Below are 26740 nucleotides of genomic sequence, written 5' to 3' on the forward strand. Positions count from 1 at the left end.
CAAATCCAATCGAAATCGAATATTTCGACAATTGATCGAAGAGCATCCACGCATGGCGTGGATCTACGTGTCGACCAAGGTCGACACCCACCAAGAGCAGGCCATGACATTCCGACAGATCGCGGGAAATTGTCGGAGGCGGGGAGGGGACAGATGGCGGGGGCGTGAGCGCCATGGATGGCGCGACCGAGCTTACATGGACGTACTTGCAGCGTCCCCCGCCATCTGTCCCCTCCCCGCCATCCCAAGGAATGCAGGCTTTTGCTGTTGCTGTTGCTGTTGCTTCGGCTGTTGCTGTTGCTTCGGCCTCTGCGGGTGCCGGGCGCAACCCGGCCGAAGCCCCTTCACTCCTGACCGGTGTCATCCAGGCTGATGATTCCGCGACGCAGTGCCTGGGTTACTGCGTGCGTCCGGTCGCCAACGCCCAGTTTTTCCATCAGGCTCTTCATGTGTGCCTTCACCGTCTGCTCGGAAATCTGCATGCGTTCGCCGATGCGCTTGTTCGACAGGCCGCCGGCCACGTGGCGCAGCACTTCGGTTTCGCGTGGCGACAGCCGGTCTTCCACCACGTGCGCGGCGATGCTGGCCGCCACTTCCGCCGGGATCGGTGCGCGGCGGCCACTGGCCACGGTGCGGATGGTGGCCACCAGTTCGTGGCGCAGCATGTCCTTCAGCAGGTAGGCGCTGGCACCGGCCTGCAGCGCGCGCACGGCGCGCACGTCGCCGCTGTAGGTTGTCAGCACGATGATGCGTGCGCGGGGATCGATCGCGCGGATCCGCACGATTGCTTCCACGCCATCCATGCGTGGCATCTGCAGGTCCATCAGCACCACATCCGGGCGCAGCTGCTGGTAGCGGGCAAGGGCTTCCTCGCCGTCGGCTGCTTCGCCGAGCAGGCGCAGGTCGGCATGTGCGCCGAGCAGTGCGGCCAGGCCATCGCGCAACAGCGGATGGTCATCAACCACCAGCACGCCGATGGGAGGAAGGGATTCAGTCATGGGAGGTTCTGCTCCAGGGCCAACGCCAGCGCGATGGATGTCGGTGATACAAGCGACGCGCCGGCACGGACAGTGCGACTTCGGTACCCAGGCCGGGGCGTGTCCACAACTGCAGCTCCGCACCCAGCCGTTGTGCGCGCTCGCGCATGCCCTGCATGCCCCAGTGTCCGCCGCCGGCATTGTCATTGGCGATGCCGACGCCATCGTCGCGCACATGCAGCAGGAAGCAGCGCGTGCCGTAGGACAGTTCCACTTCGATGGCACTGGCCTGCGCATGCCGCAGCGCGTTGCGGATGGCCTCGCGCCCGATCAGGAACACTTCCTCGGCGGCTTCGGCCTGCAGCGGCGGCGGGGTGCCTTCCATGGTCAAACGCAGTGGATTGGTGCCTTGGCCTGCATATTCGGCATGCACGTCGGCCAGCGCAGAGGCGAGATCGCGGCCGGCAAACGGTGCGTCGCGCAGCGCGTTGACCCGTTCCCGGCCTTCGGCCAGATTGCGCTCGGCCAGCAGCATCGCCGATTCCAGCTGGGTGCGTACCGGCTCTGGTGTCTGTGCCGACTGGCTGATGGCGTGCAGGCGCAGGATGAGTCCCTGGCTGCCCTGCAGCAGGGTGTCGTGCAGATCGCGCGCAATGCGCTCGCGCTCGCCGTTGCGTTCCTGCAGGCGGGCGCGGAACAATGCCGCCAGCTGCCGGCTGCGGACCCGCACGGCCAGCGCCAGCGCAGCCATCACCACGCAGACGCACAACAGTTTGAACCAGGCGGTCTGCAGGAACGTCGGTGCGATGTGGAAGCTGCGGCTGGCTGGCGTGCTGCTCCAGATGCCATCTTCGTTGGCTGCTTCCACCTCGAAGCGGTAATGGCCCGGTGCGAGGTTGGTGTAATAGGCGCGCGTGCTCGCGCCGGCCTCCTGCCAAGCGTCGTCCACGCCGGACAGTCGGTAGCGGTAGCGGTTGCGCTCCGGCCGCGCCAGCGACAGCGCGACATAGTCGATCTGCAGCTGGGTAGTGCCGGCCGGCAGGCGCAGTCCCTCCTGCAACGGGGCCTGGGTACTGCCATACAGCACGTCACCGATGCGCACGCCAGGCGCCATGGTGTTGATGTGCGACTGCCGCGTGTCCAGCCACGCCAGGCCTTGATTGGTGGCAAGCCACAGCAGACCATCAGCCGCCAGTACCGCAGTGGGGATGGGGCCGCTCTGCAGGGCGATGCCCGGCATGCCGTCAACCGCGTCGAACAGGCGGGGGGCTATCGCCTGTTCGTTGCGCAGCGCGCTGCGCAGGGTGGCAACCTGCAACCGCACCAGGCCGCGGCTGCCATTGAGCCAGAGCAGCCCGTTCGCATCGGCGACCATGCCGGTGATGCCTTCCAGCACGCCGGCCATGTCGGTGCGCACCGGCAGGAAGCGGCCGTTGCCGAAACGCGCGGCCAGGCCGGCCTCGCCGGCGACCAGCAGCAGATCCTTGTGCTGGAGCAACGCGGTTACCGGGCCTACCGACAGACCTTCGGTGGCGCCGTAGGAGTTGACCGTAGCGCCGTGCAGGCGGCGCAGGGTGCCATCGGCGTAGCCCAGCAGCAGCGCACCGTCATCGGTACGCGCCAGCGACGAACAGGCCTGCTCGGGAAGCCGGGTTTCGCGACGCCAGCGGTTGTCCGTGTAGTGCAGCACCGCGCGTTCGCCGGCGCAGGCCCAGGCCTGGTCCGCATCGGCAAACAGCAGGGCGTGCAGTGGCTGCCCGGTGAACGGTGCCGGCAGCGGTATGAGGGTGGTGTGGCCGCTGACGGTACGCGCCAGATTGATCCAGTCGAACTGCCACACCGGAGTGGGTGCCTGCCGTGCCGCGGCCTGCAACTGCGCAGCGCTGCCGCCCAGCAGCGGACGCCGCAGGTCGAACAGCTTCAGGTCTTCGCCATAGCCATACACCCGGCCATCAATGGCGCGTACCAATGACCGGTACGGATCGGTAGGGCCCACGGACAAGGTCTGCACGCTGTGCGCACGGAAGCGGTTGAGGCCGAGGTTGGTGCCTACCCAGATGTTGCCTTCGCGATCGGCAAGGACCGGCACTGCCGACGTCGCGGTAAGGCCCTGCGCGGCATCGAAGCGCTCCATGCGCACAGCCTGTTGGCCGTCGAAGGTGACCCGGGCCACGCCACCGTGCGGGCTGAGCGTGGCCCACAGGGCCCCGTCGGCCGTGAACTGCAGACGCGAGGCGATCAGCCCGGGCAGCCGCCGTGCTTCACGTTCCTCGGCGGGCAACAGGCCATGCGCGTTGGCCAGCGGCGACGTGCCGCGCACGCGGTCGGCCAGCCAGACTTCGCCGCGCGGGCTCTCGACCAGCGAGGCCATCTGCGAGACCGCGATGCCGGTGGCTTCGAAGCGGGCCGCGCCAGGAGGGCGACGCCATATCTGCAGGTCCGCCAGCACCCAGAACGTGCCGTGGCGGTCCTGCAGCACCCATTGCACGCGTCTCTGCGGCAGGCCGAAGGAAGCCGGCGGCTGCTGCCAGCGACGTCCATCGAACCAGCGCAGGCCACCATTGACGGCAGCCCACAGGCGGCCGTTGCGGTCATGCGCGAAGCGGGGGACCACACCCACCGGCACGCCCTGCGGGCGGCCGAAGCTGCGCAGGCGTTCCTGCGTGAACTGGCTGATGCCTGCCTGGAAGTAGCCGATCCACAGGCCACCATCGCCGCCATCGAGGCCGAGGGTAACCATGTTGGTGGAGGGAAAACGGGTGCCTGCCGGTGCGGCCTGCCGCTCGAAACGCCGGCCGTCGAAGCGGTACAGGCCCGAACCCGTCGCCAGCCACAACATGCCCTGGCGGTCCTGGACGATATCCCAGATATCCCCCGGGGCGCCCTGGCCGACGCGCCAGGCGGTGTGCTGATAGCCGGGCATGCCATCGCTCACTGCGGGTTGCTGCACGGCGAAGACGGGCAGGGCAGTCAACAACAGCAGGCACGACAGCAGCGCCGGCAGGCGACGCAGGAAGGGGAAGGGGCGGCCACGCATGTGGTCATTCTGGCAGGTGCGGGGCAGGCCGGGGTGACCCGTTCGGGGTAGGCGTACCGCTTCGGTGTCCGCTATCACGCCGTGATGGATGACGGAGCCCGGCGATGCAGCGCTTGTATGTGATGTTCCCTGACCGCGGCCCCGGACTGGGATTGCTGTGGCTGCGCCTGTGCGTGGCAGGAGGGCTGTTGGCGGGCGGAAGCCCGGCCGGTGTGCCGGGACTGATGTGCCTGGCGGCGATCGGCCTGCTGCTGCCCGGGCTGCTGACCCCGCTGGCGGTGCTGCTGGCGGTGCCGGGGTTGTACGGGCAGGGCGCGGCGCTGCCCTGGCTGCTGCTGCCGTTGGCCCTGCTCATGCTGGGGCCGGGCGCGTATTCGCTGGATGCGCGGTTGTTCGGCCGCCGCCTGCTGCAGCGCCGGCCTCCCCCGAATGGGTGAGCGCCGGCCTCGACCGACGGGGGTAGGGCGATCGCAGCCGGCGGCACACCATGGGTGCTCCCGTCGCGGCGCTCCTTCATGGCTACCGTCCAGCCTCCTGCCCTGTCCGCAACCACGTTGGCACCGCACCAGTCGGCTGCCCTGCAGCGTGCGCTGCGCTACATCGACGAGCACCTGTCGCAGCCGCTGCGGGTGACCGAGCTGGCTGCCGTTGCCTGCGTAAGCCGGTTCCATCTGGTGCGGTTGTTCCGCATGGGTACCGGCGCCAGCCCGCTGCGCTACGTGCGCCGTCGCCGCATCGAACGCGCCACGCAGCTGCTGCCGACGGCCGCGCAGTCGATGACCTGCCTGGCCCAGCATCTTGGCTTCTTCGACCAGAGCCACTTCGTCCGCAGCTTCCGCGCCGAGACCGGCTGCAGTCCCGGCCAGTACCTGGCCGATGGCGCGGCACGTTCCCAGCCCCCTGTTGTTTCCTCCACCGGAGTCCACCCATGAGCCTCGCCACCGCCACCCCCGCCAAAGCACTGCTGTCACCGGCCGACCACGCCCTGATACTGATCGACTACCAGTCGCAGATGGCATTTGCCACCCACACCATCGACATCTCCGCGCTGCGCAACAACGTGTCGTTGATCAGCAAGGGTGCCAAAGGTTTCAACGTGCCGGTGCTGCTGACCACGGTGGCCGAGAAGTCGTTCTCCGGCCCGATGTTCCCGGAGCTGCCGGCGATCTTCCCCGGCCAGGCGGTGTTCGATCGCACGTCGATGAACACCTGGGAAGACCAGCCGGTGATCGATGAGGTGAACCGCATCGGCAAGCGTCGGCTGGTGCTCGCCGGCTTGTGGACCAGTGTGTGCATCGTCGGCCCGGCGCTGTCGGCGCTGGAGCAGGGGTTTGAGGTCTACGTGATCACCGATGCCTGCGGCGATGTGAGCGAAGAGGCGCACGAACGTGCGATCGCCCGCATGGTGCAGGCCGGTGCCGTGCCGATCACCAGCGTGCAGTACCTGCTGGAACTGCAGCGCGACTGGGCGCGTGCTGAAACCTACGACCTGACCACCGGCATCGCCCGTGACCATGCGGGTGGCTATGGCGTCGGCATCCAGTACGCCAAGACCATGTTCGGCGCGCAGGAAGGCGGGCACTGAGCGTGCGCGATGGCCATGGCCTCGACCTGGCCTTGTTGATCCTGCGGGTGGCGGCGGGAGGATTCCTGCTGCCGCATGCGCTGGGCAAGTTGTTCGGCTGGTTCAACGGGCCAGGCCTGGCAGGTTTTGCCGGCGAACTGCGTGGCTTCGGTCTGCCGTCGTCGGCGCCGCTGCCACTGCTGCTGGCGCTGCTGCAGGTGGTGGCCGGTAGCGCTGTGATGCTGGGCTGGCAGGCCCGGATCGCCGCGCTTGTCGCTGCCGCCTTCATCGCCTTCACCGCCCTGCTGGCGCTGCGCAACGGGTGGTTCTGGATGCGCGGCGGTGCCGAGTATCCGTTGTTGTGGACGCTGGCACTGCTGGCCATCGCCCTGGCCGGGCCCGGTGCATGGGCGGTGGACGGTCTGCTTCTTTCTGGAGACATCGCGTGAACAACGAACCTCTCGATCCTGGCCGCCGCAATGTGGTGCTGGCCACCAGTGCCGCGCTGGCGCTGGGCCTGGCTGGCGGTACCGCCTCGGCCATCCAATCCCCTTCCAAGGAGCGTCGCATGAGCACACTGGTCATCCGCAACGCACGCATCACCACGCTTGATCCGCAGCAGCCGCATGCGCAGGCACTGGCCGTGCAGAACGGCCGTATCGTTGCCGTGGGAAGCGACGAGGACATCATGCGCGGTTGGGGCAGCGAAGCCACGATCGTCGATGCGCAGGGGCGGCGCATCGTGCCCGGCCTCAATGACAGCCACACCCACCTGATCCGCGGTGGCCTGAACTACAACCTGGAACTGCGCTGGGATGGCCTGCGTTCACTGGCCGATGCGATGGCCATGCTGAAGGCGCAGGTTGACCGTACGCCCGCGCCGCAGTGGGTGCGCGTGGTCGGTGGATTCACCGCGACCCAGTTCACCGAAAAGCGCCTGCCGAGCCTGCAGGAGCTGAACGACATCGCTCCGGATACGCCGGTGTTCCTGCTGCACCTGTACGACCGCGCGCTGCTCAATCGCGCCGCGCTGCGTGCCTGTGGCTATACCAGGGAAACGCCGGACCCGCCCGGCGGGCAGATCGTGCGCGATTCGCTGGGCAACCCGACCGGCCTGCTGCTGGCCAAGCCGAATGCATTGATCCTGTATGCGACCCTGGCCAAGGGGCCGAAGCTGCCGGTCGAATACCAGGCCAATTCAACCCGCCAATTCATGCGCGAGCTGAACCGCCTGGGCATCACCTCGGTGATCGACGCCGGAGGCGGTTTCCAGAACTACCCCGAGGACTACCAGGTCATCGAGCAGCTGCATCGCGATGATCAGCTGACCGTGCGCATCGCCTACAACCTGTTCACCCAGAACAAGGGCAGCGAGGTCAGCGATTTCCGCGGCTGGAGCGAGATGCTGCAACCGCGCCAGGGCGATGACCTGCTGCGCCACAATGGTGCCGGCGAGATGCTGGTGTTCTCCGCAGCCGACTTTGAACTGTTCAACGAGCCGCGCCCGGAACTGCCACCGGAACTTGAGCCGGAGCTGCACGATGTGGTGAAGCTGCTGGTGGAGAAGCGCTGGCCGTTCCGCATCCATGCGACCTACGACGAAAGCATCAGCCGCATCCTCGACGTCTACGAGCAGGTCAACCGTGAGGTGCCGTTCGATGGCCTGCACTGGTTCATCGACCATGCCGAGACCATCACCCCGCGCAACATCGAGCGTATCCGCGCACTGAACGGCGGCATCGCCGTGCAGCACCGCATGGCCTACCAGGGCGAGGCATTCGTGCAGCGCTATGGCGTGCAGGCGGCGCGGCACACGCCACCGGTGAAGCGGATGCTGGCCGAGGGCGTGCCGGTCGGCGCCGGCACCGATGCTACCCGCGTGGCCAGCTACAACCCGTGGGTGGCGCTGTCGTGGCTGGTGACGGGACGCACCGTCGGCGGCCTGGCCCTGTACGGTGATGAGAACCTGCTGGAGCGCGAGCAGGCCCTGCGCCTGTGGACACAGGGCAGCGCCTGGTTCTCCGGCGACGAAGCGGTGAAGGGCACGCTGAAGGTGGGCCAGCTGGCCGACTTCATCCTGCTGTCGTCCGACTTCTTCCGCGTCGATGAGCAGCAGATCGCCGACATCACCAGCCTGCTGACCGTGGTGGGTGGCCGCATCGTGCATGGCGACGGCGACTACGCCGGGTTGGCGCCGCAGCTGCCTCCGGCGATGCCGGACTGGTCGCCGGTGAACCGCTTCGGTGGTTACCACGTCGGTGGCGGGGCGACCGGGTTGGCTGCGGCGCACCGTCATCACCACCATGGTGTGGCCTGCAGCACCCACGGTGCGCATGGCCACGCGGTTCGTCATCCGGCGCCAACCGACGACCTGACCGCGTTCTGGGGCGCGATGGGGTGTTCGTGCTTCGCGTTCTGACCTTGGCATCGCTGGTGTTGCCGTCGTTGGCGCTGGCCTGCGACGGTGGTGCCTGTACCACGATTGGCGACGGCCAGTTGCAGTGGGATGCATCGCTGCGCCTGCGTGGCATGTACTACGCCCCGACCCGGTTTGGCGTCGGTGCTGGCGACGATGGCTACGGCCTGCTGCGTGCGCTGGCTTCTGCCTCCTTCGCGCAGGGTGGTTGGCAGGCGAAGCTGCAGCTGGGTACGCATGCCGAGCGCGGCAAGGCCGGTGGCCCAGGTCGTACCGATCGCGGCGCGCTGGACGTGCAGCAGGCGTACTGGCGCTGGTCCGGCGCTGGCATGCACGTGCAGCTGGGACGGCAGGAAGCGGGCTATGGCAGCTCGCGCCTGTTGTCGGTGCGCGACGGGCCGAACATCCGCCTGGCCTTCGATGGTGCGCGGGTGGGGTGGCAGGGCAGGCTGGGCGCACTGGACCTGATGGCGCTGCGCCCGGTCGAGAACCGCCCGGGTGCTTTCGATGACCGCAGTGAGCGCGGTGCACACCTGCTCGGCGCGTATGCGACCACGTCCAAGGGTGCTGGCATCAGCCAGTGGGACCTTTACCTGCTCGACTATCGTCGCGAGGGCGCGCGCTTCGCCGTGGGCAGCGGCACCGAGCGGCGGCAGACCCTGGGCGCGCGCTGGTTCGGCCAGTCGGGTGCGCTGGACTGGAATGCCGAACTGGTGGCACAGGGCGGTGAACTGCGGGCGGTGACCAGCGATCTGGACATCCGCGCCTGGACCCTCGCCACCGATACCGGTTGGCGCTGGAGCGCGCTGCCGCTGCAACCGCGGCTTGGCCTGAAGGCCGACATTGCCAGCGGCGACGCAGACCCGGGTGATGGTCGTCTGGGTACGTTCAATGCGTTGTTTCCCAAGTCCGCCTATTTCAGCGAAGCCAGCCTGTTGGCACCGGCCAACCTGATGGATCTGCAACCGACACTGGCACTGCGCCTGCATGAGGCGGTGACCACCGAGCTGGGTGTGCAGCTGGCCTGGAAGCATCGGCGCGCCGATGCGGTCTATACCACGCCGGCACCGTTGGCAGCGTTGCCCGGCAGTGCCGGAGGCGCACGCCGCATCGGTACCCAGTACAAATCCGAAACCCGCTGGCAGGTCAATGACCACTGGCAATGGCAGCTGCAGCTGGCCTGGGTCGACGCGGGTCCTGCACTGACGCAGGCCGGCGGCCGGGACACGCTGTTCGCCTCAATCGTTGGAGCTTGGCAATGGTGAACGCATCGGCGTCACAACACTCCCCGCAGGTCGATGGCGCATGGTCGCCGTTGAAGATCCGCATGTTCCGCTCGATCTGGCTGGCGATCCTGGCCAGCAACATCGGCACCTGGGTCAACGACGTGGCTGCGGCCTGGGTGATGGCCGAACGCACCGGTTCGGCGCTGATGGTCGCGCTGGTGCAGTCGGCCACCACCGTGCCGATCGTGCTGTTGGCGCTGGCGGCCGGGACCCTGGCCGACATCGTCGACCGCCGCAAGTACCTGCTGTTCACCCAGGGCTGGATGCTGCTGGTGGCGGCAGCGACCGCCGTGCTCACGGCATTGGACCTGCTGACGCCGCAGCTGCTGGTGCTGCTGACCTTCTGCATGGGCTGCGGTGCGGCGATGGCGATGCCGGCACAGGCCGCGATCGTCTCCGAGCTGGTTCCGCAGCCGATGCTGGCCTCGGCCGTGGCACTCAACTCCATCGGCATCAACATCGCCCGTTCCATCGGGCCGGCCATCGGCGGGGTGATCGTGGCCCAGCTGGGTGCGGTGTGGGCCTTCGGGTTCAACGCCATCACCTTTGCCGCCATGCTGTTCGTGGTGTGGGGCTGGAAGCGTGATCCGAAGGCGTCCAGCCTGCCTCCCGAAGGGTTCGGCGCTGGCCTCAAGGCGGGCCTGCGCTATGCCAGCCGTGCCGGCCGCCTGCAGGCGGTACTGATCAAATCGGCCGGCTTCTTCTTCTTCGCCGCGGCGATGAACGCGATGCTGCCGGTGGTGGTGCGCGGGCAGATGCAGGGCGGAGCGGGGCAGTACGGCGTGCTGCTGGGTTGCATCGGCATCGGTGCGGTGGGCGGTGCGCTGCTGCTGCCGAAGCTGCGGGCCAGGCTTGATCGCGACCTGCTGGTGCTGCTGGCCACCTTGTCGCTGGCGGCAAGCCTGGCCGGCCTGGCGCTGACCCGCAGCTGGTACGTGTTGCCGCTGGTGATGCTGGTCAATGGCTTTGCCTGGATCACCGTACTGTCCTCGTTGCAGATCGCAGCACAGACGGCGGTGCCGGCCTGGGTGAGGGCGCGTGCGCTTGCCCTGTACATCATGGTGTTCTCGGCCGGCATGGCGGCCGGTGGCCTGAGCTGGGGCGCACTGGCGCAGCGCACATCGCCCGAGCTGGCACTGCTGGTGGCTGCTGCAGGTGCGGTCATCGGCGGCCTGCTGGTGTGGCGGGTACGCATTGCAGGCGCCGAAGATCTGAACCTGAGCCCGGCCGGGCACTGGCCCGCACCGGAACTGTCGGTGCCGGTGTCGAATGATCGGGGGCCGGTGCTGGTGACCATCGAATATCGCATCGATGCCGCCGACCGCGCCGCGTTCCAGGCGCAGATGCGCACGCTGGGAACGATCCGTCGACGCGATGGCGCCGTGGTCTGGGGCGTGGTCGAGGATGTGGCAACCCCGGGCATCCATCTGGAGTATTTCGTCGCAGCATCGTGGTTGGAGCACCTGCGCCAGCATGAACGCATCACCGCCGACGACAAGGCGATCCAGGAGGCGCTGCGCGCGCTGCATCGCGGCGAGCGCGCGCCGGTGGTGCGTCACTTCGTTGGCGGCCATGATCCATTGCCGGCGCCGGCGCCGCATCACCACAGCGATATCTGATGGTCCCGTGATGGAGCTGGCCGCTGGCCGGCTCCAGGGCAGGAGCGGCGGCGCACGGGCGCCGCCGCGATACGTCATCTGCGTGCGAATGCCAGCAGGTCGGCGTTGAACTGATCGGCATGGGTCAGGGTGAGGCCGTGCGGTGCACCGGCGTACACCTTCAGTTCTGCGTTGCGGATGATCTGCGAGGACAGCTTGGCCGAAGCATCGAAGGGCACGATCTGGTCGTCATCGCCATGCACCACCAGAGCCGGCACGTCGATCTTCTTCAGATCGTCGGTGTAGTCCACCTCCGAGAATTCGTGGATGCAGTCGTACTGGCCTTTCACGCCGCCCAGCATGCCCTGCAGCCAGAACGAATCACGCATGCCTTCGGTGACGCTGTTGCCATCACGATTGGCACCGAAGAACGGCGTGGCCAGATCCTTGAAGAACTGCGAACGATCGCCACCGGTGCCCTTGCGGATGCCGTCGAACACTTCCAGCGGGGTGCCGGCCGGATTGCCTTCGGTCTTCAGCATCAGCGGCGGCACCGCGCCGACCAGCACCACCTTGGCCACGCGCTTGCTGCCATGGCGGCCGATGTAGTGCGCCACTTCGCCACCGCCGGTGGAATGGCCGACCAGGATCGCGTCCTTCACGTCCAGCGCATCCAGAACGGCAGCCAGGTCATCGGCGTAGGTGTCCATGTTGTTGCCGTCCCAGGTCTGGCTGGAGCGGCCATGGCTACGGCGATCATGCGCGATCACGCGGTAGCCGTTCTGGCCCATGAACAGCATCTGCGGGTCCCAGGCATCGGACGACAGTGGCCAGCCATGGGCGAATACGACAGGCTGGCCGGTGCCCCAGTCCTTGTAGAAGATGCGGGCGCCATCATTGACGGTCACGAAATTGCTCATTGCAGGTTCCTTGGCGAAAGGGAGGGAAAGACGCCTGCGGGTTGGCCGGCGCCTGCGGCAGTACAGCGCATGATGGGCGATGTGTATTGCACGGCTGTGCCGGATTGGCGTGGTCGTCGCGCTGACGCGACTCGCTCTGGCGGCAGGCCGGTGCTGATGGCAACCATGGCCATCGGACGCGCGAGGGCCAGTCATGAAGATGCCGGGATGGGCAGTGCTGCCTGCACTGCTGTTGGCTGCTGTCGCGACGGCACAGACCAACGTGTACAAGTGCACCGGAGGTGAGCATCCGGTCTACCAGCAGACGCCCTGCCAGGGGCGCGCGGAGTGGCGCTGGGAAGTGCCCGGTGCCGAGTCGAAGGCACGCGGGCCCACACCTGCAGTCGTGCAGCCTGCCCGCAGCGGTAGCAGGCGGACGCCACGGCGCGGGCGCGCACAGGGCGCGCTGATATCGATCACGGCTGACCCGCGTGGCTGCGAGCGGGCGCGCCAGCGGCAGGTGGCAACACTGGCCAAGCCGCGCAGGCTCGACTACCTGCAGCGCAGGCAGCTGGATGACGCGGTGCGCGACGCCTGTCGTTGAGCACAACGAAAAACGGCACCCGAAGGTGCCGTTCTGGTCTGCAGCCGGGTTAGCCTCAGCGGCCGTCGCTGGCGGCGGCCGGCGACGCTGCTGCATCCGGCTTGGGCAGGCTCAGCTCCGGGTTGCCCTGTTCGGCCTGCAGGATCTGGATCCGGCGCTGCAGCGCATCGAGTTGGCTGTTGGTGCTCTGCACGTCGGTGCTCAGGCTGACCGCCTGCTGCTGGGCCTGCTGCAGCGCTGCGCTGACCTGCGCCGACTGCGCCTGCTGCTGTTCCATTTCCTGCTGCAGGGTGCGCAGGCGTTCTTCGTTGTAGGCCACCAGGCGCTCGGTGTAGCGTTTGCCGGCTTCCAGCCGGGTGGTGTCGATGTAGACCTGCGCCAGCTGTTCGGACTGCTGCGCGAAGGTGCGGTAGACACGCTCGGCGTTGTCGACGGCATCGGTCTTGATCACCCGCCAGAAATTCTTCTCCTGGAACAGGGCCACGTAGTAGGTCAGGGTATTAGCGTTGAACAGCAGGCTGGCGCCGTAGTTGCCGTTGTAGGTGGTACGCAGCTCGGTGAGCTGCTGCGCATCCATCAACTGCTTGAGTTCGTCGACGGTGTTGCGTACCACCGGTGCGGCCTTGGCCGGCTCCACCGTGGCAGTGCGATCGCCACGTGCGGCCAGCGCCGACGGCGCCACCACCATCATGGCCACGGCCAGCAGTGCTGCGCCGCGCCGATACCGGGCGAAGACGGTGCCCCCTGAAGTTTCTCGCATGTCTAGACCATCCACGGATGTAGTGTGGGTTGAGTTGAAAGTGGTTCCCCGCTGCGAGTCTAGCATGGGCGCGGACGCCGCCAACCGGTGCCCGCGCGGGTCAGAAGACCAGCTGCGCCGAGCTGCACTGGATCGACTGCATGCTGACATCGGTGCGGCCCAGTTCCAGCCCGAGCAGGCTGGCCAGGGTGTTGGTCAGCAGGGTGCCGACGCTGTTGAGTACGGGCTTGAGTGCGGCCAGCACCGGGTTCAGCAGCGCACACAGCAGGCCACTGCAGGTGACGTTGTTGCCGGGGGTGGTCACGCCGCCGCCGTTCTGCCCATCCAGGAATCCGGCCGGGGCGGTCTGGATGTAGGACGCCAGGTTGGTGCGCACGCAGCCGTTGTAGTCGATCAGGTTGCCCAGCAGGCTGTCGCAGCGGTTGATCAGCAGGCCGCCGACCAGCGAGCCCAGCAGGCCGTCGAGCAGGCCCAGGCCCTGGCCGGTCACGGTGGCGCGGTAACCGGCCCAGACCGATCCATCTTCCCAGCAGGTGCTCAGGCCAATCAGGCAGGGCTTGGGTACGCCCTTGGTAACGGTCCAGTTGCCCAGCGGTGCGAGGTTGCGTGACGGATCGCCATCGCGCAGCAATGGAATCACCTGGTCCACGTTGTAACGCCCGCCGCTGGGGAAGGCCGCCTGCAGGTAACGGTCTGCCAGAGCCTTGGCGGTGTCATTGGCGCTCATGCCCTGCTTGGGTGAACTGAGCATGCCTGACAGCACCCGCAGCAGTTCGTTGACCAGGTCTGACACGGCGGTGCCGACGGCCAACGGGTTGATCCGGGTCGAGCCGGTCTGGCCTGCGGCCAGGGTCAGGCTCTGCGTGCTGGTCAGCGCCGGCAGGGTGACCTTGTCGTTGATCAGCGGCTGCCCCAGCAGCCTCAACAACTGCTCGTTCTGCAGGGTCGCGTCGCAGACGTTGCTCTTGGAGAAGCGATCGGCTGCGTTGACCTTGCCGACGCAGGCGCGCAGCACCGAGGAATCGACCTGGATGGTGGCCGTGGGTGGTGACGCACCGCACTGGATGCTGGTCAGCGTCCCCATCGCATTGGCCACATCCACGTGCAGTGGCAGATGCAGGCGGGTGCCGAGCAGGTTCAGCAGCGGGCCGATCGCGAACAGGCGGTCGCTGTCGACGTCCACCATCAGCCGCACCTGCGCGTTGTACGCGCGTGCGCCGACGCCACCGATGGCGATCGACGGCGGCTCCACCACGCCGGCCTTGACGTCGATGCCCAGCAGGTTCAAGCCCTGCACCTGCACGCCATTGCCATCGTTGGCGATGGAGATCGCGGCGGTGACAAGATCCAGCACGTTGACCCTCGATTCCAGTGCGCTGCCGATGGTGCCGTCCGGTGAGATCACCTGCGCGAACAGGCCGCCGCCGCCGTTCTGGCTGCCCAGCAGAATGTTCAGCTGGTTGATGTCCAGCCGCGTGCCGACCAGGTTGGACAGCGCCTGCAGCTGTACGCCGACAGCGGTCTCGCGGCCCACCACCGTGGCAGTGGCATTGACCAGCTGTGCCAGTGATATGCGGTTGACCGACAGCAGCCGGTTGAAGTCGGCCACGCTGAGGTCGGCGGTGACCGGGATGCCCAGTGCCGCCAGCAGCCCCGACGGGGTGACAGTGGCCTGTGCCAGGCCGTCGTAGGACAGAATTGTTGCGTTGGTGACGTCCAGGCCGACCAGCCGAAGGGTCGCCATCAAGGGGGAGTTGCCATTGGTGCGCAGCAGCTGCGAACCCACTGCAAACACGGCGGTGGGTTCCGAACGCTTGGCCACCGCCTGCACGCGCAACGTGGGCAGCCCGCTGTTCTGGCCGAAGAACGGCAGTACGCCGCGTTCGGCAATGACCCGCACTGCGTTGCGTGGATTGCCTGCGTCCACGCTTGGGCTGAAGTGGTCAGCCGTTCCGCGGGTGGCATTCCAGTTGCCACACTGGATCTGCACCTGCCCAGGGAAGGTGTTCTGTGCAAGCGCGTTCTGCCGGGCCGCGCTGTTGTCGGCGTTGTCGGGCCGGCACAGGTCCAGCCGTTGTGCGCCTGCCAGCGCAGCCAGATCGACCACCTTCTGCGCATCGCGCTTGGCCCAGAACAGGAAGCCGATCTCGATCAGGCCGAGCATGGCCAGCAGCGCGATCATCACCAGCATCATGGTGACCGACATACCGCCGCGCGGGCGACTGAAGCTGATGTGGCGTGCTCGGTTCATGGCGGGCCTCAGCGTCCGGATCGGGAGGATCCTGCGGACTTGGCGACGTCGGTTTCGAAGAATTGCGGAATGTCGTACTGGAAGCTCTTCAGGTAACGCGCGTAGCTGGATGTGGCCTGGTCGCCGAGGATCGGCAGGCGGGCACCGGCCACCTCGCCGGACGCTTGCAGGCGGAACAGGCTGCGAGTGGTGTCACCGATCTGCGAGGTGTTGGGCTGCAACTGCGTGCCGCCGAAATCAGGCCTGGTTTCAGGGGCTGCGGGGGCTGCGATGGGCGCTGCGGCTGGTGGCGGCGATACGTCCACGGTAGCCAACGGCTCGCTGTGCAGGGGGGCGGCTGCCGGCGCGGGCGCGGCACCACCCAGCATCTGCCCGGTCAACGGTTGCTGCGGCGTCTGCGCCTGCACAACCGCAGCGAAAGACAAGCCGGCAAGCACCGGCAGCAGGCAGCGGATCAGCGGCGTCGAGGTCATGGCGTGTTCCCGGTGGGATGGTCGGTGGAGCCGAAGCGTTCCAGCATCGAGGGCGGCAGTCGTGGTGGGTCGCGTTCGTCGCGACCATCGCGGCGCGGTTCGGCGGCCAGGCGCGGGCCTGCGTTGGCGGGGGTGGCAGCTACCGAAGCAACTGGCCGTATCGCTGCCGCCGCTGCAGCAGTAGCAGCGGCCTGGCGTTGCTGCAGCCGCGCGCGGATCTGCTGCGCCTGCTGTTCGACGCTGCGGCGGGTCTCCTCGCTGAAGCTGGCCTGTTGGGCCAGCCGTTCGACGGTGGCAGTGTCGCCACGCAATAGCGCCCACAGGGCAAGATTGGCGGTGGCCTTGGCATTGCCTGGCGACAGTTCCAGCGCCTTGGCCAGTGGCTCGCGTGCCTGTTCGAAGCGGCCGGCACGAAGCCGTGCATAGCCCAGGTCGCCGAGGTAATCGGTGTTCAGCGGGCTCAACTGGGTGGCACGTGCCAGCGCCTGTTCGCCGCCCTGGTCGTCGTCGCGGAGGGCAGCGATCAGGCCCATGCCGTGTGCAGCGGCGGCGGCCTGCGGGCCATTGCCGAGTTCGCGGTACAGCGCCAGCGCCGCATCGATCTGGCCGGTCTGGCGCAGTGCGTCGGCCTGCAGCAGGCGCAGTGCCGGGGTATCGCCGTAGCGCTGGCGGAACGCATCCACGTGCGCCAGCGAAGCGTACCAGGCGCCTTGCTGCTGCATCCGCTGGATCAGTTCCAGATAGGCGTTGCGGCTGTCCTGCGGGGCCGGGGTCGGCTCGGCCAGGCTCGGCGCACGCAGGTACTTCGGCGTGGTGGAACTGCAGCCGGCAGCAGCGGCAACCAGGGCAAGCAACAGGCAGGCAGGGCGCAGGACAGGCATGAAGGTCATCCCATTTTCGACAAGGTAGTGGCCAGCGCGACCAGCGCCGGTCCGGCCAGCACCAGCATCAGTGCCGGCAGCAGGGTCAGCATCATCACCACGGTCATCTTCACCGAGAGCTTGCCGACCTTTTCCTTCAGCGCATTGCGGCGCTGCTCGCGCAGGCGGACGCTGAACTGGCGCAGCGGTTCCTGCACGGCACCGCCGTGGGCGTGCACCTGCAGGATCAACTGCACAAGGCTGGACAGATCGTCATCGCCGTACACATCGCTCAGCCGGCGCAGCGACTGCGCACGCGTGCGCCCATGGGTGTAGGACACATTCGCTTCCTGGATTTCCCCGCCCAGCACCGGCAGTGCGTCGCGCAGCTTGTCGCCCAGTGTCTGCAGGCTCTGATCCATGCTGTAGCCCACGCCCTGCAGCAGGCGCAGCAGGTCGATCAACAGCGGCAGCTCATTGTTCACCGCGCGTCGCCGCCGCTTGACCCACGCACTGAGCGCGAACTTCGGCAGCAGCAGGCCAGCAGCCAGCGCGCCGATCACCACCATGATCCTCGACAACCCCGTGGCGTCACTCAGCGTCAGCGCAATACCCAGTACCAGCACCGCCAGCAGCAGCCGCAGGCCGAGGTAGATGGCGGTGCCGCGGCGGGTGTTCCAGCCGGCCAGGTCCAGCAGCAGGCGATCCTCACCGGCCAGCAGCGCCGCTTCCAGGCGTCCGCCGCTCAGTCCGCGGCCGAACTGCTCCAGCCAGCCGAGTGAGTCCTTGCGTGCGTCAGCCGCTGTGTCGTCGCTTTCGCGCGGACGCAGCGCTGTTTTCAACGTGGCCTCGCTGCGGTCCTCGCGATGGCTGCGCACCCAGCTGCCAAGCCCCAGCAGGGCCACGCCGGCGGCCAACACCAGCAGGGCAGCCACGAACCAGATGCTGGCGCTCATTGGATGCCTCCTGCGTGGACGGGGATGTTCATAGTGATTTGGCCAGGCGGTACAGCAGGAAGGCGCCGGTCAACTCCAGCGCCAGCGCGATCAGCAGGATCTTGTGGCCCAGTGGGTCGTGCAGCACCGGCTGGAAGAATTCAGGGCTGGAGATCGCCATCAGCACTGCGCTGGCCGGTGGCAGGAGGCCCAGTACCCACGCCGACATGCGGGTTTCAGAAGTGGTTGCGGCCAGTTCCTGCTGCGCCTGTTCCAGGTCACGCATGAAGTCGCCCATGCGCTGCAGGATCTGGTCGGCACGGCCACCGATGCGCACGCTCACGCCCATCACCACCGCCAGCACCTTCAGCACGTCCATGCGGTAGGGCTGTGCGGCCAGGTTGAGCGCACGGTCAAGGTCCATGCCGCCACGTGCATAGCGCACCGTGGTGTCGAGCAGGCCGCGCAGCGGCGCGTTGGTCTGCATCGACGCGACCTGGAAGGCGGCCTGCAGGCTGTTGCCGAGCGCGGTAAGGCGCACCAGGTTGTCGAGGAAGTCCGGCAGCTGGTGCAGCAGCTGCGCCTGCAGCTTGCCGATACGGCGCATCAGCCACAGCCAGCAGCCCAGCAGGTACAGCAGCAGGGTCAGCGGGAACATCCAGAAGGTGCCCAGGCGCAACACCGCGAACGCGGACAGGGCGATGCCCGGCAGCAGCATCAGCAGCGGCAGCTTCCAGCCCGGTGCCAGGCCGGCACGCTGCAGCAGCCCGTTCCAGGGCAGGGCGCGGCGACCCGGCGCAGGCAGCGTCGCCTGCCGTGCTGCATCGGCCGGCGCGGCGGCAGCGCCGGTGCCGCGCGCCAGCTGCTGCTCGGCATGCTGCAGCGAGGCCTGGCGCTGTTCGCGGCTGCTGGCCGTCCCCCACAGCCACACCGCCAGCGCCAGCAGCACCGACACGATGCTCAGCACACCCAGCAGCAGGCCGGTACCCATGCTCAGAAGTCTCCGTACAGGGATTCGCGCAGCAACTGCCGGAACGGCTCCAGCTTGTGCGAATGTGGCTGGAAGCCGAGGCCGATCCAACGGTCGATTTCCTTGCCGCTGCCATCGATCTGCACTTCGTGGCGGAACATCTCCTGGGTGGTGATCAGGTTGTCGCTGACGCCGGTGATTTCAGTAATGGATACCAGCACCCGGCGGCCGCTGCCCAGGCGCGAGATCTGCACGATGAAGTCGATGGCACTGGCGATCTGCCGGCGCAGGCTGTCTTCGCTGCCCTGGAAACCGGCGAAGCCGGCCAGCATCTCGATGCGGTACAGGCAGTCGCGCGGTGAATTGGCGTGGATGGTGGCCATCGATCCGTCATGGCCGGTGTTCATCGCCTGCAGCATCTCCAGCACCTCGGCGCCACGCACTTCGCCGACCACGATGCGGTCCGGGCGCATGCGCAGGCTGTTGCGCACCAAGTCGCGGATGCTGACCGCGCCCTGGCCTTCGGCGCCACCGATGCGGCTCTCCAGGCGCACCACATGCGGGTGGTTGAGCGAGAGCTCGGCGGTGTCTTCCACGGTGATGACGCGTTCGTTGGCCGGCACATAGCTGGCCAGCGCATTGAGCAGCGAGGTCTTGCCCGAGCTGGTGCCACCTGACACCAGGATGTTGCAGCGGCCCAGCACCATCGCCTTCAGCAGCGCCTGCATCGGCGCATCGAAGGTGCCCTTCGCCAGCAGTTCGTCGGGGGTGAACGGATCCTTGCGGAACTTGCGGATGGACACCATCGGCCCGTCCACCGCCAGTGGCGAGATGATCGCGTTGAGGCGGCCACCATTGGGCAGGCGTGCATCGACCATCGGATTGGAATCATCCAGGCGGCGGCCGAGCGGGGCGATGATGCGGCGCAGGATGCGCAGCAGGTGGGTGTCATCGGTGAAGCGCTGAGGTGCGCGTTTGAGCTGCCCGCCCTGGGAGACATGCACATCCTTGAAGCCATTGATCAGGATGTCTTCGATGGTGGGGTCATGCAGCAGGTCATCGAGCGGGCCGAAACCGGTCAGCTCCTTGACCAGGCCTTCGGCCACCACCTGCATTTCTTCTTCGTTGATGGGGATGCGCCATTCCTGGATGAAACTGACCGTCTGCACTTCCACCCAGCGGGCGATGGTGTCGGGGGCCCAGGAATCGATGTCGATGCGCTCGTCTTCGATGCTGTTGAGCAGATGCTCGTGCGCGGCCGACAGCACCTTCTGGTACTGCTCGGTCTGTGCGAACGGCAGGCTGCCCGGTGCATGCTCCGGCACCGTGCTGCGGGCGACAACGTGCGGGAACGGGGTCACTTTGTCTTCCATTGCGATCCACCCAGGGCAAGGGCAAGTCTTTCCCGCAGGCCGTGCGCCTGGACCGGGCAGGCAGCCGGATCCAGGCGTTGCACCAGCGGGGCGAGGGCACGCAGGTACGGGTCGCGCGGCGCATCCTGCAGCAGCAGATGGCCATGGCTGGCGGAGGCGCGTACCCGCGACCGCTCGGGCAGGGTGGCCAGCAGCGGCAGCTCGAAGCGGCGCGCGATCTGTTCGGGGCTCATGCCACTGTTGTCGTCGTGGCGGTTGATCACCAGCTGCAGTCGCTTCTCGCGCTCGCGCTGGCCGGAAAGGTGCTTCAGGGCGTGATCCAGCGACACCAGGGTGGCGATCGATGCGTCGGCCACCAGCCAGATTTCATCGGCCTGGTCCAGCAGCAGCGGCGGCAGCTGCCGCAGCGGGCAGCCGCCGGCATCGCACAGTACGCTGGAAAACACGCCGCGCAGTCGTTGCAGCAGCGCACCAGGATCGGAGGGCGGCAGTGCGTCGCTGCCGCTGGCACGGTCGAGCAGGACCAGTCCGCTGGTGTGCCGGGCCATCGCCGTGCGGGCCAGGGTGGCATCGATGCGGCTGGCATTGCGCAGCGCGTCTTCGTAGTGGAAGCGGCTGTCCAGGTTGAGGTACAGGGCGAGGTCGCCGGCCGGCTGCGCCAGCTCCATCAGCAGCCCGTCCTGCACGGCGGCATCGCCCTGGGCCAGGGTGCGGGTCTGCTGTGCGAGCACCGACAGGTGTGCGGCCAACGTGCTGGTGCCGACGCCGGCGCGCACGCCCAGCAGCACGATCAGGCGCGCCTTGTGCGCCTGCTGTGCGCTTGCGGCGGGGCGCGGTGACAAAGCGCGACGCAGGGCGGCTTCGATGCCGGTGTTGTCACTGTCCAGGTCCAGTACATCGCGCAGGCCGGCGCGCAGCGCCATCACCACGCCTTCCACCTGGCCGGCGCTGGTGGCGCCCACGGCCACCAGAGTCAATTCGGGTTGGGTCTGCTGCAGCTGCTGCGCCAGTACCGTCGATGCCGAGGCATGCTCCGGGCGGAAGTCCAGCAGTACCAGGTTCTGCGGGCCACGCTGCAGGTCCTGGGCCGAGGTCGGCTCGCTGCTGTCCTGCCAGTGCAGTGCCGTGGCCGGCGGCAGCTTGGCAGCCAGGCGCGGCAGCAGTTCACGGTCGATCCCGTACAGGACCAGGTTCATCGGTGGTCCTTGCGGGTGCAGCGGCAGGGCAGTGGCGTAGGGCATGGGCGTAGTACCGGAGACGTCATGCAGGTCAGCGCGAGAAACCGGGAACCGGATCGCGGCTGATCGGGCCAAGCAGCCACGCGCCCCATTCGGGCATGTTCGGCTTGGCTTCGCGATCGCCGGGTAGCGGCAGTTCGGTATTGCGGGCAATCGGCTGTACCAACCGCGGGGTGACGATGATCACCAGTTCCTTGTCCTGGCGCTTGTAGTCGAAGTTGCGGAAGAACGTACCGATGATCGGCAGGTCGCCGAGCAGCGGAATCTTGTTGACCGTCGAGGCCACGGTGGAGCTGACCAGGCCGCCGATGACGAAACTCTCACCATCGCCTAGCTCGACGGTGGTGTCGGCGCGGCGGGTGGTGATCGAAGGAATCTGCACGCCGTTGAGCGCGATCGCATTGGTGTAGTCCAGGTCGCTGGCTTCCGGGGCAACCTTCAACGCAATGCGGTTCGGTGAGAGCACGGTGGGAGTAACGGTGAGGCCGATGCCGAAGGGCTTGTAGGTAACCGTGGTCGTGCCGAGCCCCTGCGGCTCCAGGATCGGCAGTTCGCCACCGGCCAGGAAGCTGGCACTCTGCCCGGACAGCGCGACGAGAGTGGGCTCGGCCAGCACGCGCGCCATGCCGTTGGCCTGCAGCAGGTCGACATCGGCGTTCCACAGGCCCTTGGTCGAACCGAACACCAGCCTGAACGCCGAGGAGATCGGTGACTCGCTTTCGTTGCTCGACTCACCTTCCTTCATGCCAGGCAGGATGCCGGTGTTGCCTGGCAGCTGCCCGCCCGGCCGCGCGAATCCATAGGCGAAACCACCGTTGCGGTTCTGGAAGTTGATGCCGATCTGCTTCAGCGCGGTCTTGTTGAACTCGACCACCTTCACCTCGACCTGCACCACGCCTCCGCTGCTGATGGTGGAGGCATCGGCCAGGCTGCCGTCCTTGCCGAGCGCCATCACCGCGGTCTTCTGCTCCTGCATGTGCGCCAGCACGCTGTCGCTGCTTCCCTGCAGCAGCCCCTGCTGGTCCTGCTGGGTGAACACCAGTCCGCTGGAGCCGGCATCGGCGGCGCCCTGCACGGCACTCTGCACCCGCACCTGCACGCGCTGCGGTTCGCTCTGCTTGCGATGCCAGAGCAGCAGGGTGGTGGTGCCGGGGGCCTTGCCTACCAGCAGCGCCTGGCGTGCGCCGCGCAGCATCACGATGTCAGCTACGCCGGGGTCGGCGATGGCAACCCGTTCCAGGTCGGCCGGCAGCGTCCATGGCCGCTGTTCGCGGGTCTGCAGCAACAGATCGTCGGCAGCCACGCTCGCACCCGGTGCCAGCAGCACCAGCAGCAGGGCCAGCCAGCGCTGGCGGACAGTGGGGCGTAGGCGGTGGCGACGTTCAGTCATGTGCGCTCTCGGCAAGGGTCAAAGGGAGCCGCGGGGGGCAGCAGTGTCGCCGCGGATGATTTCGATGCCCGCCGGTCGCGGCGTCGAGCGACGCTGCACCGGTGCACGCGCCGGCGTTTCGTGGACGCTGCGCTGCACGCTGCTGCCGCGGCCAGCCAGCGCATCGCCATCCAGGCCGGCGTAGGCGTTGTTCTCCGGTCGCTGCAGGGCCTGCTGCTGCTCGTTGTCCAGGCCGCGCACCGGGTCCAGCACGCCGCGCGCCTGTGGGAACAGCGCCACATCCGGCAGGCCGGTATCGGCGGGATTGCGCAGGGCGAGGAACAGCTTGCCCTGCTGTGCGCCGAGCAGCAGGCGGTTGGCGTCGGCCACCGGCACCGCCAGCACCGCGGTGCGCGCCGGCTGCGTGGCATCGCTACCGTTTGCGTTGCTGGGGGCGCTGCTGGAACCGCTGGTGATATCGGCTGCACGTGAGTCGTTGCCTGCCGTGGCCGGGGCCTGGCCCTGGCTGCTCGTCGGGGCTGCCGCGATGTCCTGCTGTCCGTAGCTGAGCACGCGCAGGCGTGACAGCAGCAACCGCGTCTGTGCGATGTCCTGCTGGCCGTTGTAGCTGGTAGCGGCGCTGCGCAGGTTGAGGAAGACGTCGACGAAATCACCGGGCAGGATGCGGTTGCCTGCCGCGACCAGCTCATCGACCGGCACCGCCAATGCCCGTTCACCCGGCCGCAGCTGCAGCGAGAAGCCCTGTGCCAGCAGGCTGGCAGCAATCGCGCTGCCTTCGCTGATGTCCTGCACCGGCACCTTGCCGACCACCGCTGCCAGGTCGGCAACGGCCCCCGGCACTTCCGCGGTGCGTTGTGTCAGCCGCACGCCATTGGCGCTGATCGGCTCGCCGGCGGGTAGCCGCGCGGTGGCTTCAACGACACTGAAGGTCTGCGCATCGGCCTTCACGATCGTGCTCGGGTTGTCCGCCGAGGCCGCAGGCTTCCGCCCGATCACAAAGGCGACCACGGCCAGCAGCACGGCGAGCGCGATCAGCGCGATGGCGGCGATGCGGGTCAACTTGAGCATGAAAATCGTCTCCTGTACCGATCGTCAGTTGCTGCCGAGGTCCAGCTGGGCGACCGCGACGCTGCGGATGGGGGCCTGCATCACCCAGCCATAGAGCGTGGCGGTGCCGGGCAGGAAGGGATGGGACGCATAGTCGTAGCTCACCGTCACGGTCATGCATTGCACCGTCGCCAGGCCGGCGCAGGGCGCCTGCGGCGAGACCACGATAGCGCCGGTGCCGCCACCGCTGCAGTCCGGGTTCTGCCCGGAAAACTGCAGCAGCCATTGCATGGAGCGGCGGGCCGCCAGGCAGGCGGCGGTGCGCCGCTCGCCGGCGTTGCCAAAGCGCAGCGAAGCACGCGCGCCCTCGGCCGAGGCCGTCGCCAGCGTCTGCTGCGCGGCCATGATCAGCACGCCGGAAAAGGTGAGCAGCAGCAGCGGCACCAGGCCGAGCAGCAGCATCAACGCGAATTCGATGCTGGCCACGCCGCGTTGGCGTTGGCGCGCGAACGCTTTCATGCGACGCCTCCATAGGTGGTTGCCAACACCCAGCCAATCGCCGCGAAGGCCAGGTAGGCTGCGTAGGGAATGCCCTGTCGCCCCTCGCGCGCGGCATGCAGTTCGCGCAGAGCAGCGTGGCCATTCAAGTGCGTGCTGGCGCGGTTTACCTGCATCTGCAGGCGCAGCGGCAGGTGACCGGCCAGCTGCCGACCGGCCAGCACCAGCACGGCGTGGGCGCCTGCGGCCAGGCTGGCCAGCACCCAAACCGGCAGCAATGCCTTCCAGCCCAGCAGCAGGCCAAGCACGGCGAAGAACTTCACATCGCCGGCGCCCATCCAGCGCACCGCATAGAACGGCAGCAATGCCAGCAGGCCAACGACTGCGCCCAGCAGGTGTGGCGCCCAGGCCGTGCGCGTTGCATTGAACTGGCCGGCGATGATCAGGGGCACGGCGATCGCGCACGCGGCCAGCAGCCAGGTGTTGGGCACGCGGCGGGCATACAGATCGCTGATCGCAATCCGCAGGCACACTCCCATGGCCAGCAATCCCAGCAGTGTCATCGCACACCCTCGTTGTCCGTCACTGGACAGTTGCAGAACCCCTCATCGACCACCGCGGCCGCCATCGAAGCGACCGCAGGTGCTGCACCCTGCGCGCTGGCTAGGTGGTGGTGGCGTCGGTGGCAATGGCCTGCAGGCGGGTGAACAACGTGGTGAAGAACGCGGTGATCTGGGTTCTGCCCACCACGATCAGGATGCCGGCGATCACGGCGGCCAGCAGCCCGTATTCGAGCGCGGTCACGCCATCTTCTTCTTTCAGGAACTTGCGGATCGATGCGTTCATGACGGTTGTCTCCCTCTACCTGTCAGTTGCTGCAGGACACCTGCATGGCCGGTGGCCCGGCTCCGCCGGGACCGTCCGTAGGCCCCCGCCATCCTGGCGGAGGAGGCACGGCGGGCAATCCCGCTGTGCTCAAGCAGGGTGATCATTCCCGGGCAGGGCAGCGGCCGCGCAACCACGACCACCCAGCTCCAGGCCGGTGGTCGAAACGGTATCTCGTACGTGCATGGTCATGCTGTCCCCCTGGGTGTGGCCGCTGTCTGCGTGCCCGATCACCGTGTATTCGACTTTGCCTGAATGGCGGTTGCCTGCAACCGGAACCTATATGCAAATTCGGCAGATTCGCTGCATGCCTGAATATTGCGGCGCGGATCTGTGACGTAAATCCGTTCCTGCGCAAAACGATTCATGGTCGTGCAGATAATGTGATGCCCATCCGCGCGCATGCGAAAACCATGCCATCGGCGCGCACATTTTCTTCACGCAGTTGATAATTCCGCAGCGTCGAAACATCCTGTTTACGACCGCCGATTATCGGGCATACTCGCATTCAAGGTTTTGCATTTTCAGGGAGGGACGCGCGTGCATCGCAGCGTCCATCTCGGCAACGGACGATGCTCTTGGAAACGGCGTGCGCCCTGTCAGGCAGTGGGGGCGGGGTCGTGCGGCAGACCAAACGGGGGACGACACTGTCATGGTCGATGGTGGGGTGGAAGACAACGACGACGGCGATCTCAGGTCAATCGACCTGGCCACGCTGAGCGGCGTGCTCCGCGTGTGCGACGTGGAACTGTTGCTGCTGGATGGCAATGGTCCGCGCGCGGCATTTGCTTCGCGCGTTCACGAGGAAGCCCTGTTCTGCAGCATCACCTGTGGCTTCCACTGCCGCGGCCGTTTCATGCTGCCGCCGGACTGGGCAATGCTCGGCTACCTGCACACCACCGATGATGCATTGAGCTGGTGCCATGGCGTGCCGCTGACGCCGGGCATGGCCTTGACCGTGATGCCCGAAGGCATCAGTGAATTCACTCTCAGCCCTGGTACCCAGATGACGCTGATGCTGGTGCCGGTCGCGCGCGTGCAGCGCAAGTTGACCGAGCTGAGCCTGCGCAGCACGCCACCGGCGGGGCAGGCGCTTTCACTGTTCAACCTTGGCGATGATGCGATGCCGCTGGTACGCCATTACCAGCAACTGCACGCGCAGCTGGGGCAGGGTGGTGGGCTGCAGCCGGAAGAAACCGAGCGCCTGCTGCACGAGCATGTCCAGGCGCTGCTCGGTGCCGGCCCAGCCGATCGGCCCAGTTGCAGCCGCGCCCGCCGCACGCATTACCTGATCGCGCAGCGGGCGGAGAACTTCATGCGCCTCAATCTTCGCCGCAATATCTACATGAATGAAATCTGCGATGCCGCCGGCGTCAGCGAGCGTGGCCTGCGCTATGCGTTCGAGGATCTGTTCGGCACCTCGCCCAATCGCTACCTGTCGATGCTGCGGCTGTGCGCGGCCTGCCGCAGCCTGTCGATGGCCGATTCCAACCGGCGCTCGGTCAAGGCCATCGCCCTCAGTTGCGGGCTGTGGGATCTTTCCCGCTTTGCCGACAACTACCGGAAAGTGTTCGGCGAACTGCCGCGTGACACGTTGATGCGCGCGCCGGCACAGCYCGGCCAGCCCTCCCTGCCGGATTTGCATATGTGGCTGCCGAATCCGGCCGTGGATTTGCCGG

Annotated in this window: 24 protein-coding genes and 1 pseudogene; 9 read left to right on the forward strand and 16 right to left on the reverse strand. The window is 67.3% G+C overall.

Features of this window, described 5'->3' with window-relative positions:
- Positions 1–344: 344 nt before the first annotated feature.
- Together AC1DCU_RS03390 and AC1DCU_RS03395 are read right to left on the reverse strand one after the other, a co-directional pair.
- Positions 345–998 (reverse strand): response regulator, encoded by a 654-nt coding sequence (locus AC1DCU_RS03390; protein ID WP_442251866.1) that lies wholly within the window; start codon positions 996–998, stop codon positions 345–347.
- Positions 991–4014: a sensor histidine kinase gene (locus AC1DCU_RS03395; RefSeq protein ID WP_442251865.1), complete on the reverse strand. Its 3024-nt coding sequence runs from the start codon at positions 4012–4014 to the stop codon at positions 991–993. Before AC1DCU_RS03395 ends, AC1DCU_RS03390 begins: the two co-directional genes overlap by 8 nt.
- 104 nt (positions 4015–4118) lie before the next feature.
- On the opposite strand from AC1DCU_RS03395, the gene AC1DCU_RS03400 reads away from it, so the two are divergent.
- The 7 genes from AC1DCU_RS03400 (at position 4119) to AC1DCU_RS03430 (ending at position 10899) form a co-directional block, all read left to right on the forward strand.
- The gene (locus tag AC1DCU_RS03400; protein WP_032975282.1) at positions 4119–4451 is read left to right on the forward strand and encodes a hypothetical protein; all 333 of its coding nucleotides are present in this window, start codon (positions 4119–4121) and stop codon (positions 4449–4451) included.
- Positions 4452–4529: 78 nt separating this feature from the next.
- Complete coding sequence (locus tag AC1DCU_RS03405) at positions 4530–4946, forward strand: helix-turn-helix domain-containing protein (RefSeq protein ID WP_025878527.1); 417 nt, start codon at positions 4530–4532, stop codon at positions 4944–4946.
- Positions 4943–5599, forward strand: coding sequence for a hydrolase (locus AC1DCU_RS03410; protein ID WP_032975283.1), 657 nt, complete (start codon positions 4943–4945; stop codon positions 5597–5599). Before AC1DCU_RS03405 ends, AC1DCU_RS03410 begins: the two co-directional genes overlap by 4 nt.
- A gap of 2 nt (positions 5600–5601) precedes the next feature.
- The gene (locus AC1DCU_RS03415) at positions 5602–6027 is read left to right on the forward strand and encodes a DoxX family protein (RefSeq protein ID WP_025878529.1); all 426 of its coding nucleotides are present in this window, start codon (positions 5602–5604) and stop codon (positions 6025–6027) included.
- A gap of 119 nt (positions 6028–6146) precedes the next feature.
- Positions 6147–7997, forward strand: a complete 1851-nt coding sequence (locus AC1DCU_RS03420) for an amidohydrolase (protein WP_442251868.1) — start codon at positions 6147–6149, stop codon at positions 7995–7997.
- Positions 7976–9259 carry an alginate export family protein gene (locus AC1DCU_RS03425; protein WP_442251864.1) on the forward strand — a complete coding sequence of 428 codons (1284 nt, stop codon included), beginning with the start codon at positions 7976–7978 and terminating at the stop codon, positions 9257–9259. The genes AC1DCU_RS03420 and AC1DCU_RS03425 overlap by 22 nt, the downstream gene beginning before the upstream one ends.
- On the forward strand, positions 9253–10899 hold the full coding sequence (locus tag AC1DCU_RS03430) for an MFS transporter (RefSeq protein WP_442251863.1): 1647 nt from the start codon (positions 9253–9255) through the stop codon (positions 10897–10899). Before AC1DCU_RS03425 ends, AC1DCU_RS03430 begins: the two co-directional genes overlap by 7 nt.
- Before the next feature lie 74 nt (positions 10900–10973).
- On the opposite strand, the gene AC1DCU_RS03435 is transcribed toward AC1DCU_RS03430, so the two are convergent.
- Positions 10974–11798 (reverse strand): alpha/beta fold hydrolase, encoded by an 825-nt coding sequence (locus AC1DCU_RS03435; RefSeq protein WP_025878533.1) that lies wholly within the window; start codon positions 11796–11798, stop codon positions 10974–10976.
- A 193-nt stretch (positions 11799–11991) separates the two neighbouring features.
- Between AC1DCU_RS03435 and AC1DCU_RS03440 the strand changes: the two genes are divergently transcribed.
- Positions 11992–12381: a hypothetical protein gene (locus tag AC1DCU_RS03440; protein WP_442251862.1), complete on the forward strand. Its 390-nt coding sequence runs from the start codon at positions 11992–11994 to the stop codon at positions 12379–12381.
- 55 nt (positions 12382–12436) lie between these two features.
- Here the strand turns inward: AC1DCU_RS03440 and AC1DCU_RS03445 are convergent, their stop codons facing one another.
- From AC1DCU_RS03445 to AC1DCU_RS03505, 13 genes are all read right to left on the reverse strand, one after another.
- Complete coding sequence (locus AC1DCU_RS03445) at positions 12437–13141, reverse strand: DUF2968 domain-containing protein (protein ID WP_282279373.1); 705 nt, start codon at positions 13139–13141, stop codon at positions 12437–12439.
- Between the two features lie 100 nt (positions 13142–13241).
- The gene (locus tag AC1DCU_RS03450) at positions 13242–15392 is read right to left on the reverse strand and encodes a TadG family pilus assembly protein (protein ID WP_099784489.1); all 2151 of its coding nucleotides are present in this window, start codon (positions 15390–15392) and stop codon (positions 13242–13244) included.
- Positions 15393–15400: 8 nt separating this feature from the next.
- Complete coding sequence (locus tag AC1DCU_RS03455) at positions 15401–15865, reverse strand: DUF3613 domain-containing protein (RefSeq protein ID WP_032975289.1); 465 nt, start codon at positions 15863–15865, stop codon at positions 15401–15403.
- Positions 15862–16746, reverse strand: a complete 885-nt coding sequence (locus AC1DCU_RS03460; RefSeq protein WP_080148883.1) for a tetratricopeptide repeat protein — start codon at positions 16744–16746, stop codon at positions 15862–15864. Before AC1DCU_RS03460 ends, AC1DCU_RS03455 begins: the two co-directional genes overlap by 4 nt.
- Positions 16747–16751: 5 nt before the next feature.
- Positions 16752–17681, reverse strand: coding sequence for a type II secretion system F family protein (locus tag AC1DCU_RS03465; RefSeq protein WP_033831344.1), 930 nt, complete (start codon positions 17679–17681; stop codon positions 16752–16754).
- A gap of 28 nt (positions 17682–17709) precedes the next feature.
- The gene (locus AC1DCU_RS03470) at positions 17710–18651 is read right to left on the reverse strand and encodes a type II secretion system F family protein (protein WP_442251860.1); all 942 of its coding nucleotides are present in this window, start codon (positions 18649–18651) and stop codon (positions 17710–17712) included.
- A 2-nt stretch (positions 18652–18653) separates the two neighbouring features.
- The gene (locus AC1DCU_RS03475) at positions 18654–20003 is read right to left on the reverse strand and encodes a TadA family conjugal transfer-associated ATPase (protein ID WP_025878541.1); all 1350 of its coding nucleotides are present in this window, start codon (positions 20001–20003) and stop codon (positions 18654–18656) included.
- On the reverse strand, positions 19988–21244 hold the full coding sequence (locus tag AC1DCU_RS03480; RefSeq protein ID WP_025878542.1) for a CpaE/TadZ family protein: 1257 nt from the start codon (positions 21242–21244) through the stop codon (positions 19988–19990). Before AC1DCU_RS03480 ends, AC1DCU_RS03475 begins: the two co-directional genes overlap by 16 nt.
- Before the next feature lie 28 nt (positions 21245–21272).
- Positions 21273–22631, reverse strand: coding sequence for a type II and III secretion system protein family protein (locus AC1DCU_RS03485; protein ID WP_025878543.1), 1359 nt, complete (start codon positions 22629–22631; stop codon positions 21273–21275).
- Positions 22632–22649: 18 nt separating this feature from the next.
- A complete protein-coding gene (gene cpaB, locus AC1DCU_RS03490; RefSeq protein ID WP_025878544.1) occupies positions 22650–23699 on the reverse strand; it encodes a Flp pilus assembly protein CpaB in 1050 nt (349 codons plus the stop codon).
- 24 nt (positions 23700–23723) lie between these two features.
- Positions 23724–24197: a TadE/TadG family type IV pilus assembly protein gene (locus AC1DCU_RS03495; protein ID WP_025878545.1), complete on the reverse strand. Its 474-nt coding sequence runs from the start codon at positions 24195–24197 to the stop codon at positions 23724–23726.
- A complete protein-coding gene (locus tag AC1DCU_RS03500) occupies positions 24194–24739 on the reverse strand; it encodes an A24 family peptidase (protein ID WP_032975294.1) in 546 nt (181 codons plus the stop codon). Before AC1DCU_RS03500 ends, AC1DCU_RS03495 begins: the two co-directional genes overlap by 4 nt.
- A gap of 100 nt (positions 24740–24839) precedes the next feature.
- The gene (locus AC1DCU_RS03505) at positions 24840–25022 is read right to left on the reverse strand and encodes a Flp family type IVb pilin (protein ID WP_025878547.1); all 183 of its coding nucleotides are present in this window, start codon (positions 25020–25022) and stop codon (positions 24840–24842) included.
- Positions 25023–25713: 691 nt separating this feature from the next.
- Here AC1DCU_RS03505 and AC1DCU_RS03510 point away from each other — a divergent pair.
- A pseudogene (locus AC1DCU_RS03510) lies at positions 25714–26691 on the forward strand (AraC family transcriptional regulator); the annotation flags it as partial.
- Positions 26692–26740: the final 49 nt, after the last annotated feature.

This window comes from Stenotrophomonas sp. 10L48, assembly GCF_056395105.1.